Raw genomic sequence first — 23,691 nt, 5'->3', positions numbered from 1 at the left:
CGGCTCCCCGGTGGACCGGAACCAGACCGGTGGGTCGGGAATTCCCGGGACGGGGTGGCGCGACGGGCGCGTGTGGGCGGAGCGGGCTCCGGGCGGCGGTGCCGGCGCGGGTGCGGCGGCGCGCCGGGCGCGTCAGGGACGCGCGGGCGTCAGGGACGCGGGACGCTCAGCGACGACAACAGCACGCGGCGGTCGACGCGGGTCGACAGGCGCGGGTGCGTGCGGGGAGGGTCGTCTGGCGCATGATGCGGATGACTGTAGCAACAACCGACCGCGGGTCGGGACGGGCGGTCCGGCATGCGGGCGCGCGGGTCGGTGCGCGCGGGTCGGTCAGGACGGGTTGCAGAGCGCCGCGATCGTCTCCAGCAGGCCGACGTCCGGCCGCCACGGCTCCAGGTTCCAGGTGGCCTTGTCGGGCGCGCCGATCAGGTGGCAGGTGAGCTGGTCCCGCACGTTCTGCGCGTCCGCCTCCGGCTCGGCGGCGACCAGCGCGGACCAGACCGCCTCCTCGGCGGCCAGGCTGCCCCGGCGCGCCCACGCGGCGGGCTCGACGGCGAGCGAGCGGCCGCCCTCGTCGGCCAGGTCGCGCCAGGTCGCGTCGAGCACGGCCGTCGCCGCGAACGTCGCGGTCACCGTGCCGCCCGCCGCGCCCGACCCGGCGGCGCCCTCCGCGAGCCAGGTCACCGTGCCGTCCTCCGCGGTGCGGACCCGGACGGTGCGGCCGGCGGGGTCGTCCAGCAGCGGGGCGGTGAGCCCGGCCAGCACCGCCCCGTCGGCGCTGCGGACCACGGCGGACAGGTCGTCGAGCACGTCGATCGTGCCGCCCTCCGGGGGCGCGAGCGTCGCGACGGTCACGAGCGTGCGCGTGGGGTCGTCGACCGGCACCGCGACCCCCAGCAGCACGGCGTCGTCGTCGGCGGGCGCGGTCGTCGGGGCGCCGGCGGGGGCCAGCACGGACAGCGTGACCCCGCCCGAGGCCACCGGGGCGCCGTCCGAGCGCGCGGCGGCGGCGCCCGGGGCGTCGGCGGACGCCCCGGGACCGCCCGCGCCGGTGGTGGCGGTCGACGCGACGGACGGGGTGCCCGGGCGCGGCCCCGCCGGACCCCCGGTGCAGCCGGCCAGCAGCAGCGACCCGAGCAGGGCGGCGGCCGCCAGGGACCGGGGTGTGCGTCGCGTCACCGCGCCATTGTCCCGCGACGACGACGTCGCCCGTCAGGCGTGCGGGTCCCAGACGTAGCCCGCGCCGCGGAACGCCCGCTCGAGGTCGGGCGCCGGGATGCCGGTCGTCGTCCGCGCCAGCTCGGTCCCGTTCGTCGCGAGCAGCACGAGCGCCCCGTCGTCGTGCAGCGCCTCCCGGACGTCCGCCCGCAGGTAGGTGCGCCGCCGCCGGCCCCGGACGACCACGACGTGCTCCGGCGACACCTCGAACCGGGGGCTCCTTCTCGACCTCGCCCGTCGCGACGACGAACCCCAGCAGCGCCCCGGCGGCGACCAGCGCCACCGCGCCCCACGGGCCCCAGCCGTCGACCACCCGGTCGACCGTCACCAGGACTCCGCGCCACGGCAGGACCTCCAGGGAGAGCAGCCGGTCCCGGAGCAGGTGCACCACCGCGCCGAGCGCCGCTCCGCCGCCCACCAGGAGCCCGTAGGTCCAGGCCACGTCGCGCCCCGGGTAGGCCAGCACCGTGGCCGGGAGGGCAGCGTCCCGGGGGGCGGGGTCGCCGAGCAGCCCGGGGACCCGCGGGACGTCGGGGGACCCTGGAGGAAGAGCGGTCATGCCGGGAGGCTACGAGCGGGGGGACGCCGCGCGCGTCCACCCTCGTGCGGAGGGCGGGACCGTCCCCGGGCGGACGTCCGAGCGGGGTGCCGGGCGCGGGTAACCTGGGTCACGTCTGCCGATGCCCGCCCGCCGCCGCCGGCCCGGTCCCCCGACCGCCGCGCAGCGGGCCCCCAGCCCGAGGGATTCGATGACCAGCACGACGCCCGCCTCGCAGCGCCCCGCCGAGCCGACCTCGGGCCACGTGTCCGACACCGTCGACGCGGCCGCGGCCACCCCCGACCAGGAGCAGCCGTTCGCGGAGCTCGGCCTCAAGCCGGACGAGTACCAGCGGATCCGCGACATCCTCGGCCGCCGCCCCACGGCCGCCGAGCTGGCCATGTACTCCGTCATGTGGTCGGAGCACTGCTCGTACAAGTCGAGCAAGACCCACCTGCGGAAGTTCGGCGAGCGCGTCACGCCGGAGATGACCGAGCACCTGCTCGTCGGCATCGGCGAGAACGCCGGCGTCGTCGACATCGGCGACGGCTGGGCGGTGACCTTCAAGGTCGAGTCGCACAACCACCCGTCGTACGTCGAGCCGTACCAGGGCGCCGCGACCGGCGTCGGCGGCATCGTCCGCGACATCATCTCGATGGGCGCGCGGCCGGTGGCGGTCATGGACCAGCTGCGGTTCGGCGCGGTCGACCACCCCGACACCGCCCGCGTCGTGCACGGCGTCGTCTCCGGCGTCGGCGGGTACGGCAACTCGCTCGGCCTGCCGAACATCGGCGGCGAGCTCGTGTTCGACGCCTCCTACCAGGGCAACCCGCTGGTCAACGCGCTGTGCCTCGGCGTGCTGCGGCACGAGGACATCCACCTGGCCAACGCCTCGGGTGTGGGCAACAAGGTCGTGCTGTTCGGCGCGCGCACCGGCGGCGACGGCATCGGCGGCGCCTCGATCCTGGCCTCGGAGACCTTCGACGACACCAAGCCGTCCAAGCGTCCCTCGGTCCAGGTCGGCGACCCGTTCATGGAGAAGGTGCTCATCGAGTGCTGCCTGGAGCTCTACGCGGCCCGCGTGGTCGAGGGCATCCAGGACCTCGGCGCGGCCGGCATCTCCTGCGCCACCTCCGAGCTCGCGTCCAACGGCGACGGCGGCATGCACGTCGACCTCGAGAACGTGCTGCTGCGCGACCCCACCCTGACGGCCGGCGAGATCCTCATGTCGGAGTCGCAGGAGCGGATGATGGCGGTCGTCACGCCGGAGAAGCTCGACGAGTTCCTCGCGATCACCGGGAGGTGGGACGTCGAGACCGCCGTGATCGGCGAGGTCACCGGCACCGGCCGCCTCACGATCGACCACCACGGGCAGCGGATCGTCGACGTCGACCCGAAGACGGTCGCGCACGAGGGCCCGGTCTACGACCGCCCGTACTCCCGCCCGGAGTGGCAGGACGGCCTGGTCGCGGACTCCGTCAGCACGCCGGAGGGCGTCGAGCGGTACGCCCGCCCCGAGGGCGGTCCCGCGTTGCGAGCCACCGTGCTGGCGCTGCTCGCGTCGCCGAACCTCGCGTCGAAGGCGTGGGTCACCGACCAGTACGACCGGTTCGTGCAGGGCAACACCGCGCTCGCCCAGCCCGACGACGCCGGCGTGGTCCGGGTCGACGAGTCGACCGGCCTGGGCGTGGCGCTCGCGACCGACGCGAACGGCCGGTACGCCAAGCTCGACCCGTACGCCGGCGCGCAGCTCGCGCTCGCCGAGGCGTACCGGAACGTGGCCGCCTCGGGCGCCACGCCGCTGGCCGTCACCGACTGCCTCAACTTCGGCAGCCCCGAGGACCCGGCGTCGATGTGGCAGCTCGTCCAGGCGATCGAGGGCCTCGCCGACGCCTGCGCGGTGCTCGGCACCCCGGTGACCGGCGGCAACGTCTCGCTCTACAACGGCACCGGCGAGCCCGGGAAGATCGACTCCGCCATCCACCCGACCCCGGTCGTCGGCGTGCTCGGCGTGATCGACGACGTCGCGGAGGCGACGCCGTCCGGCTGGACCACCGCTGGCCAGTCCGTCTACCTGCTCGGCACGACCCGCGGGGAGCTCGACGGCTCGGCGTGGGCCGACGTCGCGCACGCCCAGCTGGGCGGCACCCCGCCGCGGGTCGACCTGGAGGCCGAGCGCAAGCTCGCGACCGTCCTGGTCCGGGCGTCGCGGGACGACCTCGTCGACGCCGCGCACGACCTGTCCGAGGGCGGGCTCGCGCAGGCGCTCGTCGAGTCCTCGCTGCGGTACGGCGTCGGCGTGCAGGTCGACCTCGCCGGGCTGTGCGAGCGCGACGGCGTCACGCCGTTCGAGGCGCTGTTCTCGGAGTCGACGGCGCGCGCGGTCGTCGCGGTGCCGCGGTCCGAGGCGGTGCGGTTCGAGGACCTGTGCACCGCGCAGGGCGTCCCGGCGCTGGCGATCGGCGTCACCGCCGAGACGTGCAGCCCCGGCGCCGGCGCCCGGACGCAGGACGCGCCGGAGCAGCACGTGCACGCGCCGGCCGTCGAGGTCACGGGCCTGTTCACGCTCCCGCTGGCCGAGGCCCGCGCGGCGCACGAGGCCACCCTCCCGCGCCACTTCGGCTGACGGCTGGTCCCCACCCGATCCTCGCGTCGCCACCCGATCGATCGGGTGAGGGCGCGAGAACCGGGTGGGGATCCGGCACCCCGGCGCGGGAAAAGGGCTCGCGCGCGCCGTGCGGGGGTTCCTACCGTCGTGGGCATGTCCTCCTCCGATGCCGGGTCGCACGGCGCCGCGGGACGCGTCGTGCGCGTCGACCGCGGGGCCGTGCTCGTGCTGCCCGCGGACGACGCCGGCGCGGCGGTCGCCACGACCGGCGAGGCCCCGGCCGCGAACGGCGCCGAGCCCGTGCGGGTGCCGCTGCCCGGCGAGGGGCTGGTGCCGCTGCTCGACGCCGACGGCGCCCCCGGGGACGCGGTGCCGCCCGCGGTTGGCGACCACGCCGTGCTGGGCGCCGGCCCGGACGGCGCCCCGCTGCTCGTCGGCCTCCGCCCGCGCCGCACCGCGGTGGTCCGGGACGGCGCCGACCGCACCTCCCGCGCCCAGGTGCTCGCCGCGAACGTCGACGTCGTGCTCGTCGTCGAGCACCTGGACCCCGATCCCAGCCCCGGGCGCGTCGAGCGGCTGCTGACCCTGGCCTGGCGGTCGGGGGCGACGCCGGTCGTGGTGCTGACCAAGGCCGACCTCGTGCCGGACCCGGACGGCATGGCCGACGAGGTCCGGGCGCTCGCGATCGGCGCCGACGTGCACGCGGTCAGCGTCGCGGCCGGGACGGGGCTCGAGCCGGTGCGCGCCCTGCTGGGGCCCGGGCGGACGCTCGTGGTCGTGGGGCCGTCGGGCGCGGGGAAGTCGACGCTCGTGAACGCGCTGGCCGGCACGGACGTGATGGCGACCGGCGCCCGCCGGGCCGATGGGCGCGGGCGGCACACCACCGTGCACCGGGAGCTCGTGCCGCTCGCCGGGGGCGCCTGTCTCATCGACACCCCGGGGCTGCGCGGCGTCGGGCTGGTCGCCGACGCGGCGGCGTTGGACGCGACGTTCGCGGACGTGGCCGAGCTCGCCGCCGGCTGCCGGTTCGCCGACTGCGCGCACCGCACCGAGCCGGGCTGCGCGGTGCTCGCGGCCGTCGAGGACGGCACGCTGCCCGCGCGGCGGCTCGACTCCTGGCGGCGGCTGGCCCGGGAGGCGGCCTACCAGGAGCGCCGTGCGGACGCGGCGCTCGCCGCGGCGGAGCGCAACCGCGTGCGCCGCGCGACCGTGGCGTACCACCGCCTCCAGCAGGGCCGCCCGACGCGCTGAGCCGGTGAGGTCGTCAGGACCCGGTGAGGTCGTCCCGACCTGGTGAGGTCGTCAGGAACGAGTGACGACCTCACCACGACGGGACGACCTCGCCGGCGCCAGCAGCGCGTCCGGCGGCGTCAGCCCGCCCGCACCGCCAGCACGATGATCGCGCCCACCGCGGCCAGCCCGGCCGCTGCGGACCCGAGCGCGCCCCACAGGGCGGCGCGCGAGGCGCGCGGGCGGGGCTCGGTCGAGGGCACGTCGGTCGTCGCGGGCTCGGCGGGGGTGCGGCTCATGGGCGTCGATCCTGCCACGCGGCGCGCGGGCCGGAGGGCGCGGGGCCCGGGCGTGCGCCGCCGCGACCGGGGATGATGGCCCCATGCCTCCCCGTCGCCGCACCGACCCCGCGGTCGGCCGGGCCGCCGTCGCCGCCTGGCGCGCGGACCCGACCGACGTGGCCGCCCGCCGCACCGCCGTCCGGTTCACGCTGGAGGAGCTGGCCGACGTCGCCCCGGGCCACACGGTCGAGGTCCGGGTCCCGCCGGACGGCGCCGTCCAGGCCGTCGAGGGCCCGCGGCACACCCGCGGCACCCCGCCGAACGTCGTGGAGACGGACCCGCAGACCTGGCTCGCCCTCGCGACGGGCGCCGAGTCGTGGCACTAGGCGCTGGCCGCGGGCCGGGTGCACGCCTCGGGCGAGCGCGCCGACCTGGCGGACTGGCTCCCGCTCCAGGCGACCCGCTCCCGCCTCTAGTCGCCGAGGTCGTCGGTTCCGGCCGGGCGAGGGGTGGCGCAACCGCCGACCTCGGGCGCAACCGCCGACGTCGGCGGCCGCCCTAGCGGGAGAGGACCACCGTGGCGCCGCGTCCCGCGCGGAGGGTCCCCGAGGTGGCCGCGGCGAGGGCCGCGTCGAACGCGTCCAGGGCGGGCGGGGGGATCAGGAGCGTGAAGCGGGCCTCCGCGCCGTAGGCGACGTCCTCCAGGGCGCCCTCGTGCGCCTCCGTCCAGTCCCGCAGCACCCCGTGCAGCCGGCCCGCGTCGGCGTGCGGGGCGTCGACCGTGACCCGCACCGCGGCGCTGCGCCGGACGAGCCGCGCCCGGTCCAGGGCCCCGGAGGTCGCGGTCGAGTACGCCCGCACCAGACCGCCCGCGCCGAGCAGCACGCCGCCGAAGTACCGGGACACGACCGCGACCAGGTCGGTGAGCTCCCGGCGGCGCAGCACCTCGAGCATCGGGACGCCCGCGGTGCCGGACGGCTCGCCGTCGTCGGTCGAGCGCTGCTGCTCGGCGAGCGGCCCCACCGACAGCGCGACGCAGTGGTGCCGGGCGTCCCAGTACCGCTTGCGCACGGCGGCGACGACGGCGTCCGCCTCCGCCACCGAGGAGACCGGCTGCACCAGGGCGAGGAACCGGGACTTCTTGATCACGAGCTCGTGCTCGACCGCCGCGGCGATGGTGGACGGGTACCGCGGCGCGGGGTCGGCGGCGGGGGAGGGCATCGGTCCGAGCCTAGGCCGTCGCCCGGGAGCACCTAGGATCTGCGGGTGGCCGACACGACCGAACCCGGGCGACCCGACGACGAGCGGGGCGCCGACGCGCCCGCACCGACCGAGCCGGCCCCCGGTGCCGAGACGGCGCCCGACCCCGCGGCACCCACGGAGCCCGCGGTCGCGCCGGTGCCCGACGAGGACGTGCTGGCCCGCGTCGCCGAGCCCGCGCGCGTCCGCCGCGCGCCGAAGATCGGCGCGTTCATCACGGCGGGCGTCCTGCTCGGGGCGCTGATCGGGTTCGTGCTCGCGCAGGTGGCCGCCTCGGGGAGCGGGCTCGCCGAGTCCGACCCGCAGGCGTTCATCGGCTTCCTGGGCGGCCAGGGCGGTGCGCGGGCGGTCTCGGCGTTCGTCGGCGCGATCGTCGGCGCGTTCGCCGGGGCGCTCGCCGCGCTCGTCGCGGACCGGCGCAGCCGCCGGCGCTGACCCCCGCCGGCCCGCGGGGAACCGCCGCCGGCACGGCTGCCCGCCCCCGCCGCCCCGGGACGGACGTCCCGGTCTCGGGACGGGGCTGCGCGTGGCATGTGTCACCATGGAGTCGTGGCCCCCCGCGGAGACGGCAAGCTCAACCACGACCTCCTGCCGAACGAGAAGGGACCCCAGGACGCGTGCGGCGTGTTCGGGGTCTGGGCTCCCGGCGAGGAGGTCGCCAAGCTCACCTACTTCGGCCTGTACGCGCTGCAGCACCGCGGCCAGGAGTCGGCGGGCATCGCGACGTCGAACGGCGAGCAGCTGCTCGTCTACAAGGACATGGGCCTGGTGTCCCAGGTCTTCGACGAGACGGCGCTGAACGCCCTGCACGGCCACATCGCCGTCGGGCACGCGCGGTACTCGACGACCGGCGGCAGCACGTGGGAGAACGCCCAGCCGACGCTCGGCGCGACGGCCGGCGGCACGGTCGCGCTGGCCCACAACGGCAACCTGACGAACACGGCCGAGCTGGTCGACCTGGTCGCGGAGCGGTACGGCGCGCAGCGGCGCGGCGAGCTCGCGCGCGGCAACACCACGGACACGGCTCTGGTCACGGCGCTGTTCGCGGGGGACCAGGACCACACGCTCGAGGCCACGGCGATGGAGGTGCTCCCGCGGCTGCGCGGCGCCTTCAGCCTGGTGTGGATGGACGAGCACACGCTGTACGCCGCCCGCGACCCGCAGGGCGTGCGCCCGCTGGTGCTCGGCCGGCTGGAGCGCGGCTGGGTCGTCGCGAGCGAGACCCCGGCGCTCGACATCGTCGGCGCGTCGTTCGTCCGGGAGATCGAGCCGGGCGAGCTCGTCGCGATCGACGCGGACGGCCTGCGCACCCAGCGGTTCACCGAGAAGCAGCAGCGCGCGGGCTGCGTGTTCGAGTACGTCTACCTCGCGCGCCCCGACACCACGATCGCCGGCCGCTCCGTGCACGCCGCGCGCGTCGAGATGGGCCGCCGCCTGGCGAAGGAGCACCCGGTCGAGGCCGACCTGGTCATCCCGGTGCCCGAGTCCGGCACCCCGGCGGCGGTCGGCTACGCGCAGGCGTCCGGCATCCCGTTCGGCCAGGGCCTGACCAAGAACGCCTACGTCGGCCGGACGTTCATCCAGCCGTCGCAGACGCTGCGCCAGCTCGGCATCCGGCTCAAGCTCAACCCGCTGCGCGAGGTCATCCGCGGCAAGCGGCTGGTCGTCGTGGACGACTCGATCGTGCGCGGCAACACCCAGCGCGCGCTGATCCGGATGCTCCGCGAGGCGGGCGCCGCCGAGGTGCACGTGCGGATCAGCAGCCCGCCGGTGAAGTGGCCGTGCTTCTACGGCATCGACTTCGCGTCCCGGGCCGAGCTGATCGCGAACGGCCTCGCGGTCGAGGAGATCGGGTCCTCGCTGGGCGCCGACTCGCTCGGCTACATCTCCATGGACGGCATGATCGCCGCCACCGAGCAGCCCGCGGCGCAGCTGTGCACCGCGTGCTTCACCGGGAAGTACCCCATCGAGCTGCCGTCGCAGGACCGGCTCGGCAAGCACCTGCTGGAGCAGAACGAGCTGCCGCTCGGCGCTCCGGAGGACGGACTCGCCACCCTGGTCCCCGGGACCGGTGGCTCGAACGCGCTGGAGCACCCGTGACCGAGGGCATCACCTACGCCGCCGCCGGCGTCGACACCGAGGCGGGCGACAAGGCCGTCGAGCTGATGAAGGACGCCGTCCGCGCGACCCACGGGCCGCAGGTGCTGGGCGGGGTCGGCGGGTTCGCCGGGCTGTTCGACGCCTCGGCGCTCGTCGGCTCCCGGCGTCCGCTGCTCGCGACCTCGACCGACGGCGTCGGCACCAAGGTGGCGATCGCGCAGGCGATGGACGTGCACGACACCATCGGCTTCGACCTGGTGGGCATGGTCGTCGACGACATCGTCGTGGTGGGCGCGAAGCCGCTGTTCATGACCGACTACATCGCCTGCGGCCGGGTCGTCCCGGAGCGCATCGCCGACGTGGTCCGCGGGATCGCGGCGGCCTGCTCGGTCGCCGGCACCGCGCTGGTCGGCGGTGAGACCGCCGAGCACCCGGGTCTGCTGGGCCCCGACGAGTACGACGTGGCCGGCGCCGCGACCGGCGTGGTCGAGGCGGACGCGCTGCTCGGCCCGGAGCGGGTGCGGTCGGGCGACGTGCTGGTGGCGCTCGGGTCGAGCGGCCTGCACTCGAACGGCTACTCCCTGGTCCGCCGGGTCGTCGCGCACGCCGGCTGGTCGCTCGACCGGCAGGTGCCGGAGCTCGGGCGCACGCTCGGCGAGGAGCTGCTGGAGCCGACCCGCGTCTACGCGTCCGACTGCCTCGCGCTGGTCGAGCGCGCGGGCGGCGCGGTGCACGCGTTCAGCCACGTGACCGGCGGCGGGCTCGCGGCCAACGTCGCGCGGGTGCTGCCCGCCGGCCTGGTCGCGGACGTGCCGCGCGGGTCCTGGACGCTGCCGCCGGTGTTCTCGCTGGTGCAGGCCGCGGGCTCGGTCCCGTGGACGGACCTGGAGCGGACGCTCAACCTCGGCGTGGGCATGGTCGCGATCGTCGACGCCGCGGGCGCGGACGCGGTCGAGCGCCACGCGGCGGAGCTCGGGCTGACCGCCTGGCGGCTCGGGGAGGTGCGGGACCTCACGGCGGCGGACGCCGAGGGCGGCCCCGACCTGGTGGCCGGCACCAAGGGCGTGCAGGGCGGCGCGGTGCGGCTCAGCGGGGAGTACCGCACGGCCTGAGCGGCGGGTGGCGGGACGGCGCGGTCACGCGCCGCACGTCGCGCGCGGTCGCCCGGGAGCCTCGCCCACGCGTGCCGCCCGGGAGGGCCACCGGGGTGCGTGCAGCGCATCGGGGGAGTACGCACGAACGCCGCGGGCCTCGGCGCCGCGCACGGGGCGTAAGCCGGGCAGCGCGCACCGGCCCGGGCAGCGCGCACCGGCGCAGGCCGGGGCAGCGCACGAGCCGGGTCCGCCTGCGACCGTCGATCACGGTGCGCGGGGACCCGGCTCGTCGTGCTGGTGGCCGCTGCGTCTCAGCGGCGGGGCCGGTGCCACGCGGGGTGGCTGCCGACCCGGGTATTCAGCGCTCGTCCGCCCATCGAGGGGGGTAGTCGTCACCCTCGTCGTCGGAGTCCTGTCGGCTGTCGGTGACGAGGTCGTTCCGGTGGCCGGTGAGCTCCTGCTCCAGCGCCCGGTAGTTGGTGTCGGGGCTGAAGTACTTCAGCTCCCGAGCCACCTTCGTCTGCTTAGCCTTCTGACGGCCGCGCCCCATGGCATCGACCCCCTCTAACGTGGAAGCGGGGCGGCTCCGTGCTCACACGTGCGGCCCCGGGATGCTGAATAGTCTGTTCGTGTCGCAACGGTACATGGTCCCGCGGCATTCCGACCACTCGCCCGGGAGCGGGTCCGCGCCGGCGGAGCCCGCGCGGGTGGCTCGGCCGCCGCCGCGCGGCGCCGTGCGGCGCGTACGTCACGGGGCCCGACGTGCGCCGACGAGGTGGCGACCGGCGGGCCGGTGCGTAGGACCCAGGTCCGGGCACGCGGGGCGGGCCGGATGTGATCTTCGCCACTGGCGAACGCGCGCCGGCCTCGGGACGATGGGAAGCGCGGTGGCGCCGCGAGCGCGACGCCCGGGGCGCCGACTGGGACGAACGACCCGGTGGGCGGGCTGCGGGCGGTGCAGTCACGACGCCATGCACTCGGACGGGTGAGGCGGTCGGGCGTGGGGACCGCCCGTTCGGAGCACGGTGTCGACGCGCAGTCATGTCGACTTCGACCTAGAGTGTCCTCATAGTTACCACTTGTCCCGGAATGGGACGTTGGTACTAGTTGTCGGAAGTTCGCACGTGACACCGTCGTCACGGTGGGGGCGCAAGGGGGGTCGAGCGCGAATGACGTCACCGATGCCGAGCCGGCCCGGCTCCGTCCGGGCAGCGGTACCGATGTCCATGTTCCTGTCTGTCATGACGGCGGGTCAGCCGACCGGTCGTCGCCACGAGGGCACCCCGGAGGTCTGACGTGTCTGCCCCCCACACCGAGAACGAGATCCTGCTGACGCCGTCGGAGGTCGCGACCCTGTTCCGGGTCGACCCCAAGACGGTCACCCGCTGGGCGAAGTCCGGCAAGCTGTCGTCGATCCGCACCCTGGGCGGTCACCGGCGCTACCGCGAGACCGAGGTGCGCGAGCTCCTCGGCGGCGTCCCGGGTCAGCGCGGCGACGACGTCTGACGTCGTCGCGTCGGGCCTGACGCCTCGCGGCGGCGGGCCCGGTCGTCCCGCCACCGCCGACGGTGCCGGTCCCGCCGTGCCGCGATGTCCGATCGCCGCCGGTGCGCGCCCGGCCGGCGGGCGCAGGATGGTGCCATGACCGAGATCGCCACCGCCGTCCCGCCGCGCGCGACAGCCGCCGCGGTGCCGTTCGACCCTGCCGCGCCGCTGCTCGCGGCCGTGCTCCCCTCGCCCGCCGGCGGGCTCGCCGTGCTGCTGACCGAGGACGGCGTCGTGCGCGCCGCCGGTTTCGGCCCGGTGCCCGCGATGGCCGCGCGCCTGCCCCTGGACCTGGCCGCGCGTGGGCACGAGCTGCTCGAGCCCGCAGCGCTCGCCGCCCGCGGCGCCGGTCCCGCGCTGGTCGCCGACGCAGCGGCCCGCTACCTCGACGGCGAGGCGGGCGCGCTGGACACGGTGCCCGTCGCGCAGCCCGGCGGGCCGTTCCAGCAGCGGGCCTGGGCGGCGATGCGTGCGATCGCGCCGGGGACGACCGCCACGTACGCGGAGCTCGCCGCAGCGGCCGGCAGCCCGACCGCGGTGCGCGCGGCCGGCTCGGCGTGCGCGCGCAACCTGGTGGCCCCGTTCGTGCCGTGCCACCGGGTGCTGCGCAGCGGCGGGACGCTCGGCGGCTACTACTACGGGCTCGACACCAAGCGGGCGTTGCTGGCGCACGAGGCGCGCGGCTGACGCCCTCGGGGCGCGGGAGCCGGCTCGAGGCGCCCGCGCGGGGCGTCGGGCCCCGCGCGGGCGGAGGTCATCGACGGACGGCGAGCACGACCACGAGGGCCAGCGCCCCCACCGCGCCGGCGAGGATGCCGCGCGCCCGGTTCTTGTTGGCCGGGTCGGCGGCCGGGTCCGTGCCGACCGCGTCGCGCCAGATCTTCTCCGCGGCGGACCGGGCGTCGGCGACCTGCCGCTTCGGGCTCAGCCGCTCGGCGAGCGCGTCGGCGGTGCCGGCCAGCTCGGCGCGGGTCAGCAGGACCTCCGCCTCGAGGGCGGTGATCGTCGGCTTCGGCGTGGGGGAGTCGCTCATCGGCTCAGGCCCTCCTTGACGGACTTCTGCACGGTCGCGGCGTCCTGCTTCAGACCCGCGACGGCCTTCTCGGGCGTCGGCGGGGTGCCCTTCTGCAGGCTCTTCACCCCGACGAGCGCGAGCACGCCGGTGATGATCGCGAGCGCGACGAGCACGATCAGCGCGGCGAGCCACGGCGCCAGGCCCTCGCTGATCGCGAGGATCACCGTGGTGACCAGCACCGCGAACGTGAAGAACCCGAAGAACGCGGCGCCCGCGAGCAGCCCGATCCCGATCCCCGCGGCCTTGGCCTTCTGCGCGAGCTCGGCCTTGGCCAGGTCGATCTCCGCGCGCACCAGCCGGGCGGCCTGCTCGCTGAGCCGGCTGATGAGCTGGCCGATCGACTGCTGGTCCGGGCCGGACCCGCTGCCCGATGTCGTCGTCATCCGGTGCTCCTTCGTGGACGGGAGGCGTTCGGCCCCAGTCTGGCCCGTCCGCGTGATCTCCGCAGGTGGGACGGGCCGGGCGTGCCCCGTGCTGGGTGGTGCGGGTCAGTCGGCCCAGGGGTGGACGAGGTCGGCGTCGCGCGCCGGGCCGGGCGGCGGGGGCGTCGGTCGCACGCGCTCGGGGAGCCGGCTGCGGCCCCAGGCCGCGAGCCCGGCGGCGGCGCCGATCAGCACCACCCCGACGATCACGGCCGCGAGCCACAGCTCGACCACGTGCGCGAGACCGACGACGGCGGCGGTGACGAGCAGCGCCAGGCCGAAGACCGTGAGCAGCAGCGCCCCGGCGAACGCGATGGCGCTCGGCCGGACCTCCACCGCCCGTGCCCGCACCGAGCGGCTCACCGCGTCGATCTCCGCCTGCACCGAGCGCCGGACGCGGTCCTCGACCTGCTCGATGCGCTCACGGGTCTTCTCGGCCAGCGGCTCCGCCAGTCGGCCGAACAGGCTCCGCCGCGGCTCGTCGGCGTCGGTCACGGTGCCCTCCTCGTCAGGACCGGAGCCGCGCCGCGTCCTCGCGTCGGCTCCCGGTGCCACCTGGTTCGCCCGGTGGCACCACCCTAGTCACCGCGCGGCGTCCCGCCCGCTCCACCTGCGCGGCGTGCCGCCGGGCGTACGGTGCCCCCGTGGTCGGACGCGTCGTGCGGGTGGCTCTCGTCGTGGACGAGGCGCTGTCGCGCGCCGCGCTGGCGCTCGGCCTCGAGACGGACCCGCGGCTCGCCGTGGTGCACCGGCTCGCGGGCCGGGTCGAGGCGCTCGACCGCGTCGAGCCGCGCACCGTCGACGTGCTGGTCGTCGAGGACGCGCTGGCGGACGGGACCGGGGTCGAGGTCGGCCTGCGGCTCCAGGAGCGCGATCCCGACCTCGCGGTGCTGCTGCTGTCGGGCGGCGACGCCTCCGGCGTGGTGCTGGCGCTGCGGGACCGCGCGCCCCGGCCGTGGAGCCACGTGTCCCGACGGGCGTGCCCCGACCCGGGTGCGCTCGCGCGCGCGGTGGTCGCGGCGGCGGACGGGCACGCGGTGGTCGGCCCCGGTGACGCCGCGGCGGCGCCCGGCGGGGCCCTGGGACTGACCGCCGCGCAGGACGGGGTGCTCGCGCTCGTCGCCCAGGGCCTGTCGAACCGGGCGGTGGCGCACGCGCTCGGGCTGTCGCCGCGGTCGGTGGAGAACCACCTGGCGGCCGTCTACCGTGCGCTCGGCGCCACCGGCCCGGACGTCAGCCCGCGCGTGCTGGCGGCGCTGGCGTACCGCACGGGCACCGCGCCGCGTGCGGCAGGATGAGCCGCGGCCCGCACCAGCCGCGACGAGCCGACCCGGAGGCCCCCACGAGCACGCCCCCCGTCCCCCCGACCGCGCCCCGCCCGGCGCACCACCGCGCGGGCCTCGCCCTGCTCGTCGCGGCGGGTGGCGCCCTGGGGTCGCTCGGCCGGTACGGGCTGTCCCTCGCGCTGCCCCCGCAGGACGGCTGGCCGATCGGGACGCTGACCGCGAACCTCTCGGGGGCGTTCCTGCTGGGCGCGCTGCTCGAGGTGCTGGGTCGCCGCGGGCCGGAGACGCCCGGGGTGCAGCGGGTGCGGCTCGCGCTCGGCACGGGCGTCCTCGGCGGCTACACCACGTTCAGCTCGCTGGCGCTGGAGACCGAGCGGCTGCTCGCGTCCGGGGCCGTCGGGACCGCCCTGGGGTACGCGGCGGTGTCCCTGGTCGCCGGCGTGCTGTGCGCGGCCGCGGGCGTGGCGGCGGTGGCGGCGCTCGCGGACCGCGGCCGGGGTGCGACCCCGACGCCCGGCGGTGCGCGGTGACCGACGCGCTGCTCGTCGCGGTCCTGGGCGGCCTCGGCGCCGCGACCCGGTTCTGGGTCGACGGCACCATCCGGGCCCGCGGGCGCACGGTGCTGCCCGTGGCCACCATCGCGGTCAACGTCACCGGGTCGCTGCTCATCGGCCTGGTGGCGGGGGCGCACCTGTACCTCGGCCTGCCCGCGACGTGGCAGCTGCTCCTGGCGACCGGCTTCTGCGGCGGGTACACGACGTTCTCCGCCGCGGCGGTCGAGACCGTCCGGCTGGCGCAGGCCGGCGAGCGGGCCCGTGCGGTCGCCAACCTCCTCGGCACCATGGTGCTCACGGTCGCGGCCGCCGCGGCCGGGCTGGCGCTCACCGCCGTGTGGGCCGGCTGACCCACTTGCCACGGGTCGTCCCGGTTTGCGAGGGTCGTCGGGGACCGCGCCGCCGCGCGCCCGCTCGGCCCACCCGGTCGGGTCCTCCGACCGGAAGGACACGGCGTTGAGCGAGACCTTCGTGGCGCCCGGCGACCCGATCGACCTCGACAACTGCGCGCGCGAGCCCATCCACGTCCCGGGCTCGGTGCAGCCGCGCGGGGTGCTCCTGGTGGTGCAGGACGACGGCGCCGTCGTCCTGCAGGCCTCCGAGAACGTCGCGACCGTGCTCGGCCGACCCGTCGACACCGTGCTGGGCGCGCCGCTCGGCGACGTCCTGGGGGTGCCGGCGGCCCGGGTGGTGCTCGAGCAGCTCGCCGCGGTGCCGGACCACCGGACCCGCAACCCGGGGCTCGTCGAGATCGCGACCGCGGACGGGACCGTCCAGCTCGACGTCGTCGTGCACCGCCCGCCGCCGGCGACGCTCGCCGACCCCGGCCCGGTGTTCGTCGTCGAGCTCGAGCCCGCCGACGGCCCGCGGCCGCTGACCTACGGCACCACCTACGAGAGCGTCCGCGACGCGATCGCCGACCTGAACCGCGCCGGCGAGCTCACCGAGCTGTACGACATCGCGGCCCGGCACGTGCGGCGGCTGACCGGCTTCGACCGCGTGATGATCTACCGGTTCGACGCCGAGTACAACGGCGAGGTCGTCGCCGAGGCGCGCCGCCGGGACCTGGAGCCGTTCCTCGGTCTGCACTACCCGGCGTCCGACATCCCGGCGCAGGCGCGGGCGATGTACGAGAAGAGCTGGATCCGGCTCATCTCCGACGTCGAGTACACGCCGGTGCCGGTCGTGCCGACGGTCGACCCGCTGTCGGGCCGGCCGCTCGACCTGACCTACGCCACGCTCCGCTCCGTCTCGCCGATCCACTGCGAGTACCTGCGCAACATGGGCGTGCGGGCGTCGATGTCGATCTCGCTGCTCCGCGACGGGAAGCTCTGGGGCATGGTGGCGTGCCACCACTACTCCGGCCCGCACGCGCCGTCCTACGGGGTGCGCGCCGCGGCGGAGTTCCTCGGCGTCGCCCTGTCCGCCCGGCTGGTCGCCCAGGTCGAGGAGGACGCCCTGGCGGAGAGCCGCCGGGCGTCCGGCGTGCTGGCCCGCCTGGTCGGTGCCAGCCGCGACGAGGAGGTGCGGCTGGCGCAGGCGCTGACCCGGACCGACGACCTGCTGACCCTGGTCCCCGCCGACGGGGTGGTGGTCAGCGTCGGCGCGGACGTGCTGACCCGGGGCCGGGTGCCCGACGGCGAGGCCTGCCGGAAGATCGCGGCGTGGGCGTCCTCCGCGGACGAGGTGCTCGCCACCGACCGGCTGCCCGAGGAGCCGGGGGCGCCCGACGTGCCCGGGATCGCCGGCGCGGTCGTGGTGGCCCTGCCCGACGGCGGGACGGTCGTCTGGCTGCGCGGCGAGGTTGTGCGCACCGTCGACTGGGGCGGCGACCCGCACCACAAGATGATCGCGGTGCCGGAGGGTGACGGGGTGCGGCTCGGCCCGCGGCAGTCGTTCGACCTGTGGCGGGAGCAGGTCCGCGGGCGCTCGCTGCCGTGGGACGACCAGCACGTGCAGAACGCGGCCGACCTGCGGACGTACCTCGTGGAGGCGCTGTTCCGCCGTGGGCGGGCCGAGGTCAACGCCGCGCGCGCGATCCAGCGGACCCTGCTGCCCACCTCGCTCCCGTTCGTCGCGGGCTGGTCGGTGGACGCGCGGTACGAGCCCGCCGGGACCGGGCAGGTCGGCGGCGACTGGTACGACGTGCTGCGGCTGGCCGACGGCCGGCTCGCGCTCACGATCGGCGACGTCACGGGCCACGGCCTCGCGACGGCGGCGGCGATGGGCCAGCTGCGCAACGCCACCCGCGCCTACCTGCTCGACTCCGCACCGCCCGCCGTGGTGCTGTCCCGGGTCGCCGCGCTCGCGCGGTGGACCCTGCCGGGCCAGATGGCGACGATGGCGGTCGTGCTGCTCGACCCCGCCACCGGCGAGGTGGAGTACTCCGGGGCGGGGCACCTGCCGCCGCTCGTGGTGCGGGCCGACGGCACCGCGGCGTGGGAGCCCGTGCTGGGCTCGCCGCTCATCGGGCTGCTGACCGGGGAGCCCGCGGCTGGCCGGACGACGCTCGGGCCGGGCGACGCGCTGCTGCTGCTCACGGACGGGGTGATCGAGCGGCGGAGGGAGTCGCTGCGCGACGCCCTCGCCCGGACGGTCGAGGCGGTCGGCCGCCCGGTGCCGGGGGACCTGGACGCACTCGTGGAGCGGCTGCGGGACCCGGCGTCGGACGACGACGCGACGGTGGTGCTGCTGGCGCGCGACTGACGCGCGCGGCGCGGGCCGCGGGCGCGGCTCAGCCGCCCAGCAGGTCCGCGAAGGACGGGGCGCCGGCGAACGGGTCCTGCGGCCCGCGCGGCCCGCGGGCGGCGACGGTCGTGGCGAGCTCGGCGCCGGCGCGGCGGATGCGCGCGGGCAGCGGGCTCGGCTCGTCGGCGGTGGCGCCGGCGGCCCAGTCGTCGGTCGCGGCGAACACCGAGGTCGTGGCGACGTCGGCCCGCAGGTAGGTGAACAGCGGGCGGATCGAGTACTCGAGCGCCAGGGAGTGCCGCGCGGTGCCGCCGGTCGCGCCGAGCAGCACGGGCAGACCCACCAGCGAGTCCTTGTCCAGGATGTCGACGAACGACTTGAACAGGCCCGAGTAGGTCGTCGTGAACAGCGGGGTGACCGCGATGAGCGCGTCCGCGCCGGTCACGGCCTCGATCACCTCGGCCAGCGCGGGGCTGGGCACGCCGGTCAGCATCGCGTTGACGATGTCGTGCGCGTGGTCGCGCAGCTCGACGACGCGGACCTCCGGGCGCTGCCCGCGGTCGGCGAGCTCGGTCGCGGTCGCCTCGGCGAGGCGGTCGGCGAGCAGACGGGTCGAGGACGGCTGGCCGAGGCCGGCCGACAGCGCGACGATCGAGCGCTGGGTCATGGCGTGCTCCTTCGGGGTCCTGCTGGGGTGGTGCGCGGGGTGGTGCTCGGGTGGTGCGGGGCGCCGGGTGGGAGGTCCGGCCGGGCACGCCGACGGCGTGCCGGTCAGAACCTCCCGCCCGACGGGGTTGTTCCTTCGGTCAGAGGCCGGACGCGGCGCCCTGCCGGGCGGTGACCGCGTCGGCGGCCGCGGCGTCGTCCTCGGCCGTCTTCCCGGTCCAGTGGTCCGCGGCGGCGACGGTCTGCTCGTGCACCTGGCCGGTGGCGCGGGCCTTCGCGACGCGCTCGGCGTGCGTGGGCGGGCCGGACGGGACGTCGGCGGGGCGGTCGGACTCCATCTCCTTGCGGAGCACCGGGACGACCTCGCCACCCAGGATGTCGAGCTGCTCGAATACGGTCTTGAGCGGCAGGCCCGCGTGGTCGATGAGGAACAGCTGGCGCTGGTAGTGGCCGATGTCGTGCCGCATGGCGGCGTACCGGTCGATGACCTGCTGCGGCGAGCCGACGGTCAGCGGCGTCTGCGCGGAGAAGTCCTCCAGCGACGGCCCGTGGCCGTAGACCGGCGCGTTGTCGAAGTACGGCCGGAACTCGGTCACGGCGTCCTGCGAGTTCTTCCGCATGAACACCTGACCGCCGAGGCCGACGATCGCCTGGTCCGCGCGGCCGTGGCCGTAGTGCTCGAACCGCTGCCGGTAGAACTGCACCATCTGCTTGGTGTGGCTCATCGGCCAGAAGATGTTGTTGTGGAAGAAGCCGTCGCCGTAGTAGGCGGCCTGCTCGGCGATCTCGGGGCTCCGGATCGAGCCGTGCCACACGAACGGCGGGACGCCGTCCAGCGGCCGCGGGGTCGACGTGAAGCCCTGCAGCGGCGTGCGGAACTTGCCCTCCCAGTCGACGACCTCCTCCTCCCAGAGGCGGCGGAGCAGGGCGTAGTTCTCGATCGCCAGCGGGATGCCCTGCCGGATGTCCTGGCCGAACCACGGGTAGACGGGGCCGGTGTTGCCGCGGCCCATCATGAGGTCCATCCGGCCGCCGGAGATGACCTGGAGCATCGCGTACTCCTCGGCCAGCCGGACCGGGTCGTTCGTGGTGATCAGGGTCGTGGCGGTCGAGAGCACGATGTTCTTGGTGCGCCCGGCCAGGTAGCCGAGCATCGTGGTCGGGGACGACGCCACGAACGGCGGGTTGTGGTGCTCGCCGGTCGCGAAGACGTCGAGGCCGACCTCCTCCGCGTGCTCGGCGATCGCGAGGATCGACCGGACGCGCTCGGTGTCGTCGGGCGCGCGGCCCGTGCGGGGGTCAGGCGTGATGTCGCTGACCGTGAAGACTCCGAACTGCATCTCGCGCTCCTCAAGTCGATGCGTTTGCATGTACTTGCGCCCCAACGAGGGCGTGCGCCGATCTATTCCGCGCCGCCGGGACGTTCGTCCCCGACCCGGTGCCCGTGCGCGTCGGCGCAGGTCAGTGCGTCGTGGCGCCGGTCTCGGCCGGGGCCCGCCGGCTCGCCCGCCGCGTCACCAGGTGCAGGACCAGCCCGACCGCGAGCAGCACCCCGGCGAGCGCCCAGTGCCGCGCCTCCTGCTGGGTCAGCAGCACGACGCAGGTGACGACCGCCAGCACCGGCAGCGCGGTCCAGGCCCGGAAGTGCGGGTGGTCGACCCGGTCCCGGCGCAGGACGAGCACGGCCACGTTGGTGCTGAGGAAGACGAACAGCAGCAGCAGGACGACCGTCGACGCCAGGTCGACCAGCTCGCCGGTGGCGGCCAGGACCATCGCGACGACCGTGGTGACGACGATCGCGACCCACGGGGTGCGGCGGCCCGGCAGCACCCGCCCGAGCGCCGGAGGCAGCAGGCCCTCCTGCGCCATGCCGTAGGTGAGCCGGCTGGCCATGATCATCGTCAGCAGCGCGCCGTTCGCGACCGCGACCAGCGCCACCGCCGAGAAGATCTCGAGGGGGACGCCGCCGGCCGAGCGCACGACCTCCAGGAGCGGGCCGCTGGAGGCGGCGAGGTCCTCGGGCGCGACGACCGCCGGGGCGACGAGCCCCACCAGCAGGTAGACCACGCCCGCGGCGAGGAGGGCGCCGAACAGCGCGCGCGGGTAGACGCGGCGGACGTCGGTGACCTCCTCGGCCAGGTTCGCGGAGGTCTCGAACCCGACGAACGAGTAGAACGCGATCAGCGCCCCGCCGAGGACCGCAGCCGCCCAGGAGGTTTCCGCGGGCAGCTCCAGCACCCGGCCGGGGTCGCCGTCGCCGCGGCCGAGGACGACGGCGCCCAGGACCACGACGAGGACCAGGCCGGACAGCTCGATCGACGTCATGACGACGTTCGCGCGCAGCGACTCCTGGATGCCGCGCATGTTCAGCGCCGCCACCAGGGCCAGGAACACGATCGCGGTGAGCACCGGCGGCAGGTCGAGGAACACCGAGAGGTAGTCGCCGCCGAACGCCAGCGCCAGGCCCGCCGCCGAGGTGACCCCCGCCGCGAGCATGCAGAAGCCGACGAGGAACGACACCAGCGGGCTGCCGAACGCGCGCTGCGCGAACACCGCGGACCCACCGGCCTTCGGGTACTTGGTGACGAGCTCGGCGTACGAGGCCGCCGTGAGCAGGGCCATGCCCAGCGCGACCAGCAGCGGCAGCCAGATGGCGCCGCCGGCCTCCGCCCCGAGCTCGCCGACCAGCGCGTACACGCCCGCGCCGAGCACGTCTCCGAGGATGAACAGGAACAGCAGCGGACCGGTCACGGCCCGGCGGAGGCCGGGGGACTTCTCGCTGGCGGTGTCGGTGGTCACCGGGCCGAGTATCGGCGCGCCGGAGCGGTCGCGCGCGGCGAGCGTGCGGGCCGCCCGGCGCCGAGGGAGTAGCCGACGCGTCGAGCGAGCAACCCGGGGCTACCCCCTCGACGCGTCGACTGCCCCCTCGGTCGGGGATCTGCCCGCGCGGCGGGCTGCGGGGTGTGAGCGGGTGCACACGCCCGGCCGGAGGGCTCAGGTGGTCGTGCGCGTTGTCGATGGTGGACGTGCGGGCCCGGCCCGCCGTCCCGCCCGGAGGACCGGGCGACGCCGCGTGACGAGACCGCGGCAGCAGGTGCCGGTGCCCGCGGGCCGGCGCCGACCGCACCACCGCGCACCACCACCCCGCACCACCGCGCGCCGCGCTCGTCGCGGCAGTCCGCGGGGGCGACGTCGCCCCCGCGCCACCGGCCCGCCGCCGGCGCCGCCGGTCACCGCAGCACCGCACGACCGGGCGCCCGCGCGCGCCCGCACGCAGGGGGATCCGCATGTCCGCACCGACCCGCGCCCGCAGGGGCGCCGCTCTCGTCGCCGCGTTGGCGGCGGTGCTCGCGCTCGCCGCACCGGCCGCCGCCGCGCCCGCCCCGACCAGCACCGAGGGCTTCCGCCTCGGCGCGCACGTCGACCGCGGCCCCGCCCCCGACGCCGCCGCGGCCGTCGCGGGCTTCGAGGACGCGCTCGGTCGCCGGCTCGACGTGCACCGCTGGTACAGCCGGTGGGACGACGCCCAGCCCGCGGGCCCGGTCGCGGACTCGGTCGCCCGGGGCCGCACCCCGCTGCTGTCGATCTGGCCGAAGCGCCTCGACGGCTCGGTGGTCCCGTGGTCGGCGATCGCCTCCGGAGCGGTCGACGGCGACATCCGCCGGCAGGCCGCGGGCGTCGCGGCCCTGGGCGTCCCGCTGTACCTGACGCTGCACCACGAGGCCGACATCGCGCAGGGCTGGGGCACCCCGGCGGAGTTCCGGGCCGCCTGGCGGCGCTACGTGCAGGTGTTCCGCGACGCGGGCGTGCGCGACGTGCGGTGGACGTGGGTGGTGACGCCGGGCAGCTTCGGGTCGTCGCCCTCGACCCCCGGGGCGGACGCGTTCTACCCGGGGGACGACGTGGTGGACCGGGTCGGGCTGGACGCCTACAACTGGTACGGCTGCGCGCCGGGCAAGCCGGCCGGGTGGCGGTCGCTCGCCGAGGTGGCCGGTCCGTTCCGCCGGTGGGCGGAGGCGCGCGGCAAGCAGGCGGTGCTGGCGGAGTTCGGCACCGCCGCCGACCCCGCGGACCCCGCGCGGCGCGCCGCCTGGCTGACCGAGGCGGTCGCGTACCTCGGCGCCTGGCCGGGGCTCGACGTGGCGTCGTCGTTCGAGGGGACGGGCACCTGCCCGTGGGCGGTGGCGGGCTCGGAGCCGGCGCGCGCCGCCTACGCCGCCGCGGTCGCCCGGCCCTCGGCGAACGCCGCCCCGACCGCGGACCTGCGCCCGTCGGCCCTGGTCGGACCGGCGCCGCTCGCGGTCACGTTCGACCTCGCGCGCAGCACGGGCGGCGGCGCCGCGACGGGTGGGGGCATCATCCGCTGGACCCTCGCGCTCGGTGACGGCACGACCCGCACCGGCACCGGGCAGCCCGGCGTCGTCACGCACACCTACGCCGCGGGCACGGTGACCGCTCGGCTGACGGTCACGGACGCCGCGGGCCGCACCGCCACGGACGCGCGCACCCTCGTGGTCGCCGCGCCCCCGGTGGTCACCGGCGTCGAGAGCGGCGTCACCGGGACGGGGGCCCGGCTGCGCGCGTGGGCGGACCCCGCCGGCCTGGCCGGGACGGTCCGCATCGCCTGGGGTCCCGAGGGCGGCGCCGAGAGCGGCCGCGTCGAGCGCCCGCTCGCCGCGTCGACCGCCGCGCAGGCGGTCGCGCACGACCTCGTCGGCCTGGTCCCGGGCACCCGGTACCGGTGGACGGCCACCGCGACCACGGCGGCGGGCAGCACCATGCTGACGAGGACGTTCGACACCCCGGGACCGCCGACGGTGCGGGCGCTCGCGGCGACGGGCGTGACGCGGACCGGCGCGGTCGCGCAGCTGCGGGTGCACCCGCGCGGCCTCGACACGACGGTGCACGTCGAGTGGGGGAGCGGCTGGGCCTCGCGGTCCGGCGACGTGCCGTTCCCCGCCGCCTCCTGGGAGCGCTCGGGCACGGTCGACCTCACGGGCCTCGCGCCGGGGACGACCTACCGGTACCGCGTGGTGGCGACGAACGCGGCGGGGACCACCGTCGGGCCGGAGCAGGTGCTGACCACCACGGGGTGACCCCCGGCCCTCGGCCCTGCGCCGGTCCCG

The 23,691-nt window shown here is 76.6% G+C and carries 23 protein-coding genes and 1 pseudogene; 13 read left to right on the top strand and 11 right to left on the bottom strand.

Translation table 11 applies throughout. The annotated features are described in order from the left end of the window. Nucleotides 1-330: 330 nt before the first annotated feature. Nucleotides 331-1,179, bottom strand: coding sequence for a DUF2599 domain-containing protein (locus FKM96_RS21350; RefSeq protein ID WP_246855236.1), 849 nt, complete (start codon nucleotides 1,177-1,179; stop codon nucleotides 331-333). 33 nt (nucleotides 1,180-1,212) lie between these two features. After that, nucleotides 1,213-1,422, bottom strand: coding sequence for a hypothetical protein (locus tag FKM96_RS06655; RefSeq protein ID WP_147794571.1), 210 nt, complete (start codon nucleotides 1,420-1,422; stop codon nucleotides 1,213-1,215). A gap of 545 nt (nucleotides 1,423-1,967) precedes the next feature. Between FKM96_RS06655 and purL the strand changes: the two genes are divergently transcribed. Together purL and rsgA are read left to right on the top strand one after the other, a co-directional pair. Further along, nucleotides 1,968-4,382 (top strand): phosphoribosylformylglycinamidine synthase subunit PurL, encoded by a 2,415-nt coding sequence (purL, locus tag FKM96_RS06650; protein ID WP_210417382.1) that lies wholly within the window; start codon nucleotides 1,968-1,970, stop codon nucleotides 4,380-4,382. Between the two features lie 135 nt (nucleotides 4,383-4,517). Then, the gene (gene rsgA, locus FKM96_RS06645) at nucleotides 4,518-5,615 is read left to right on the top strand and encodes a ribosome small subunit-dependent GTPase A (protein WP_147794569.1); all 1,098 of its coding nucleotides are present in this window, start codon (nucleotides 4,518-4,520) and stop codon (nucleotides 5,613-5,615) included. Between the two features lie 119 nt (nucleotides 5,616-5,734). Here the strand turns inward: rsgA and FKM96_RS20565 are convergent, their stop codons facing one another. After that, a complete protein-coding gene (locus FKM96_RS20565) occupies nucleotides 5,735-5,893 on the bottom strand; it encodes a hypothetical protein (RefSeq protein WP_168216899.1) in 159 nt (52 codons plus the stop codon). Nucleotides 5,894-5,976: 83 nt separating this feature from the next. On the opposite strand from FKM96_RS20565, the pseudogene FKM96_RS06640 reads away from it, so the two are divergent. Beyond that, nucleotides 5,977-6,351, top strand: a pseudogene (locus tag FKM96_RS06640) (sterol carrier family protein). Nucleotides 6,352-6,433: 82 nt separating this feature from the next. Here the strand turns inward: FKM96_RS06640 and FKM96_RS06635 are convergent. Further along, nucleotides 6,434-7,096 carry a YigZ family protein gene (locus FKM96_RS06635; RefSeq protein WP_147794568.1) on the bottom strand — a complete coding sequence of 221 codons (663 nt, stop codon included), beginning with the start codon at nucleotides 7,094-7,096 and terminating at the stop codon, nucleotides 6,434-6,436. A gap of 45 nt (nucleotides 7,097-7,141) precedes the next feature. Here FKM96_RS06635 and FKM96_RS06630 point away from each other — a divergent pair, with 45 nt between their 5' ends. From FKM96_RS06630 to purM, 3 genes are all read left to right on the top strand, one after another. After that, nucleotides 7,142-7,570, top strand: coding sequence for a histidine kinase (locus tag FKM96_RS06630; protein WP_246855235.1), 429 nt, complete (start codon nucleotides 7,142-7,144; stop codon nucleotides 7,568-7,570). A gap of 114 nt (nucleotides 7,571-7,684) precedes the next feature. Further along, nucleotides 7,685-9,235: an amidophosphoribosyltransferase gene (gene purF, locus FKM96_RS06625; RefSeq protein WP_147794567.1), complete on the top strand. Its 1,551-nt coding sequence runs from the start codon at nucleotides 7,685-7,687 to the stop codon at nucleotides 9,233-9,235. After that, nucleotides 9,232-10,347 carry a phosphoribosylformylglycinamidine cyclo-ligase gene (gene purM / locus FKM96_RS06620; RefSeq protein WP_147794566.1) on the top strand — a complete coding sequence of 372 codons (1,116 nt, stop codon included), beginning with the start codon at nucleotides 9,232-9,234 and terminating at the stop codon, nucleotides 10,345-10,347. The genes purF and purM overlap by 4 nt, the downstream gene beginning before the upstream one ends. 340 nt (nucleotides 10,348-10,687) lie before the next feature. On the opposite strand, the gene FKM96_RS06615 is transcribed toward purM, so the two are convergent. Continuing rightward, entirely contained in the window at nucleotides 10,688-10,879 is a 192-nt protein-coding gene (locus FKM96_RS06615) for a DUF3073 domain-containing protein (protein ID WP_147794565.1), read from the bottom strand. A gap of 746 nt (nucleotides 10,880-11,625) precedes the next feature. On the opposite strand from FKM96_RS06615, the gene FKM96_RS06610 reads away from it, so the two are divergent. Beyond that, nucleotides 11,626-11,835, top strand: coding sequence for a BldC family transcriptional regulator (locus FKM96_RS06610; RefSeq protein ID WP_147794564.1), 210 nt, complete (start codon nucleotides 11,626-11,628; stop codon nucleotides 11,833-11,835). A gap of 135 nt (nucleotides 11,836-11,970) precedes the next feature. Next, nucleotides 11,971-12,561 carry a methylated-DNA--[protein]-cysteine S-methyltransferase gene (locus tag FKM96_RS06605; protein ID WP_147794563.1) on the top strand — a complete coding sequence of 197 codons (591 nt, stop codon included), beginning with the start codon at nucleotides 11,971-11,973 and terminating at the stop codon, nucleotides 12,559-12,561. A 67-nt stretch (nucleotides 12,562-12,628) separates the two neighbouring features. Here FKM96_RS06605 and FKM96_RS06600 read toward each other — a convergent pair whose 3' ends face one another. The 3 genes from FKM96_RS06600 to FKM96_RS06590 all read right to left on the bottom strand — a co-directional run bounded on the left by FKM96_RS06600 (nucleotide 12,629) and on the right by FKM96_RS06590 (nucleotide 13,866). Beyond that, on the bottom strand, nucleotides 12,629-12,907 hold the full coding sequence (locus FKM96_RS06600; RefSeq protein ID WP_147794562.1) for a DUF3618 domain-containing protein: 279 nt from the start codon (nucleotides 12,905-12,907) through the stop codon (nucleotides 12,629-12,631). Beyond that, nucleotides 12,904-13,332 (bottom strand): phage holin family protein, encoded by a 429-nt coding sequence (locus FKM96_RS06595; protein ID WP_147794561.1) that lies wholly within the window; start codon nucleotides 13,330-13,332, stop codon nucleotides 12,904-12,906. The genes FKM96_RS06600 and FKM96_RS06595 overlap by 4 nt, the downstream gene beginning before the upstream one ends. Nucleotides 13,333-13,437: 105 nt before the next feature. Beyond that, nucleotides 13,438-13,866, bottom strand: a complete 429-nt coding sequence (locus FKM96_RS06590) for a phage holin family protein (protein ID WP_168216897.1) — start codon at nucleotides 13,864-13,866, stop codon at nucleotides 13,438-13,440. A gap of 149 nt (nucleotides 13,867-14,015) precedes the next feature. Between FKM96_RS06590 and FKM96_RS06585 the strand changes: the two genes are divergently transcribed. The 4 genes from FKM96_RS06585 to FKM96_RS06570 all read left to right on the top strand — a co-directional run bounded on the left by FKM96_RS06585 (nucleotide 14,016) and on the right by FKM96_RS06570 (nucleotide 17,917). Continuing rightward, nucleotides 14,016-14,669 carry a response regulator transcription factor gene (locus FKM96_RS06585; protein WP_168216896.1) on the top strand — a complete coding sequence of 218 codons (654 nt, stop codon included), beginning with the start codon at nucleotides 14,016-14,018 and terminating at the stop codon, nucleotides 14,667-14,669. After that, nucleotides 14,666-15,187: a CrcB family protein gene (locus FKM96_RS06580; RefSeq protein WP_147794559.1), complete on the top strand. Its 522-nt coding sequence runs from the start codon at nucleotides 14,666-14,668 to the stop codon at nucleotides 15,185-15,187. Before FKM96_RS06585 ends, FKM96_RS06580 begins: the two co-directional genes overlap by 4 nt. Continuing rightward, on the top strand, nucleotides 15,184-15,561 hold the full coding sequence (crcB, locus tag FKM96_RS06575) for a fluoride efflux transporter CrcB (RefSeq protein ID WP_147794558.1): 378 nt from the start codon (nucleotides 15,184-15,186) through the stop codon (nucleotides 15,559-15,561). Before FKM96_RS06580 ends, crcB begins: the two co-directional genes overlap by 4 nt. A gap of 106 nt (nucleotides 15,562-15,667) precedes the next feature. After that, a complete protein-coding gene (locus FKM96_RS06570; protein WP_147794557.1) occupies nucleotides 15,668-17,917 on the top strand; it encodes a SpoIIE family protein phosphatase in 2,250 nt (749 codons plus the stop codon). Between the two features lie 28 nt (nucleotides 17,918-17,945). Here the strand turns inward: FKM96_RS06570 and FKM96_RS06565 are convergent, their stop codons facing one another. The 3 genes from FKM96_RS06565 to FKM96_RS06555 all read right to left on the bottom strand — a co-directional run bounded on the left by FKM96_RS06565 (nucleotide 17,946) and on the right by FKM96_RS06555 (nucleotide 21,364). Continuing rightward, nucleotides 17,946-18,566 (bottom strand): FMN reductase, encoded by a 621-nt coding sequence (locus FKM96_RS06565; protein ID WP_147794556.1) that lies wholly within the window; start codon nucleotides 18,564-18,566, stop codon nucleotides 17,946-17,948. A 139-nt stretch (nucleotides 18,567-18,705) separates the two neighbouring features. Continuing rightward, entirely contained in the window at nucleotides 18,706-19,905 is a 1,200-nt protein-coding gene (locus FKM96_RS06560; RefSeq protein WP_147794555.1) for an LLM class flavin-dependent oxidoreductase, read from the bottom strand. A gap of 121 nt (nucleotides 19,906-20,026) precedes the next feature. Beyond that, nucleotides 20,027-21,364: an APC family permease gene (locus FKM96_RS06555; protein WP_147794554.1), complete on the bottom strand. Its 1,338-nt coding sequence runs from the start codon at nucleotides 21,362-21,364 to the stop codon at nucleotides 20,027-20,029. A 488-nt stretch (nucleotides 21,365-21,852) separates the two neighbouring features. Here FKM96_RS06555 and FKM96_RS06550 point away from each other — a divergent pair, with 488 nt between their 5' ends. Continuing rightward, entirely contained in the window at nucleotides 21,853-23,661 is a 1,809-nt protein-coding gene (locus FKM96_RS06550; RefSeq protein WP_147794553.1) for a PKD domain-containing protein, read from the top strand. Nucleotides 23,662-23,691 lie beyond the last annotated feature (30 nt).

This window comes from Cellulomonas sp. Y8 (genome assembly GCF_008033115.1).
In the GTDB taxonomy this organism is placed as follows: Bacteria; Actinomycetota; Actinomycetes; order Actinomycetales; family Cellulomonadaceae; genus Cellulomonas.
The sequence above is the reverse complement of the archived record's forward strand: the minus strand, read 5'-3'. Positions and strand labels throughout refer to the sequence as shown.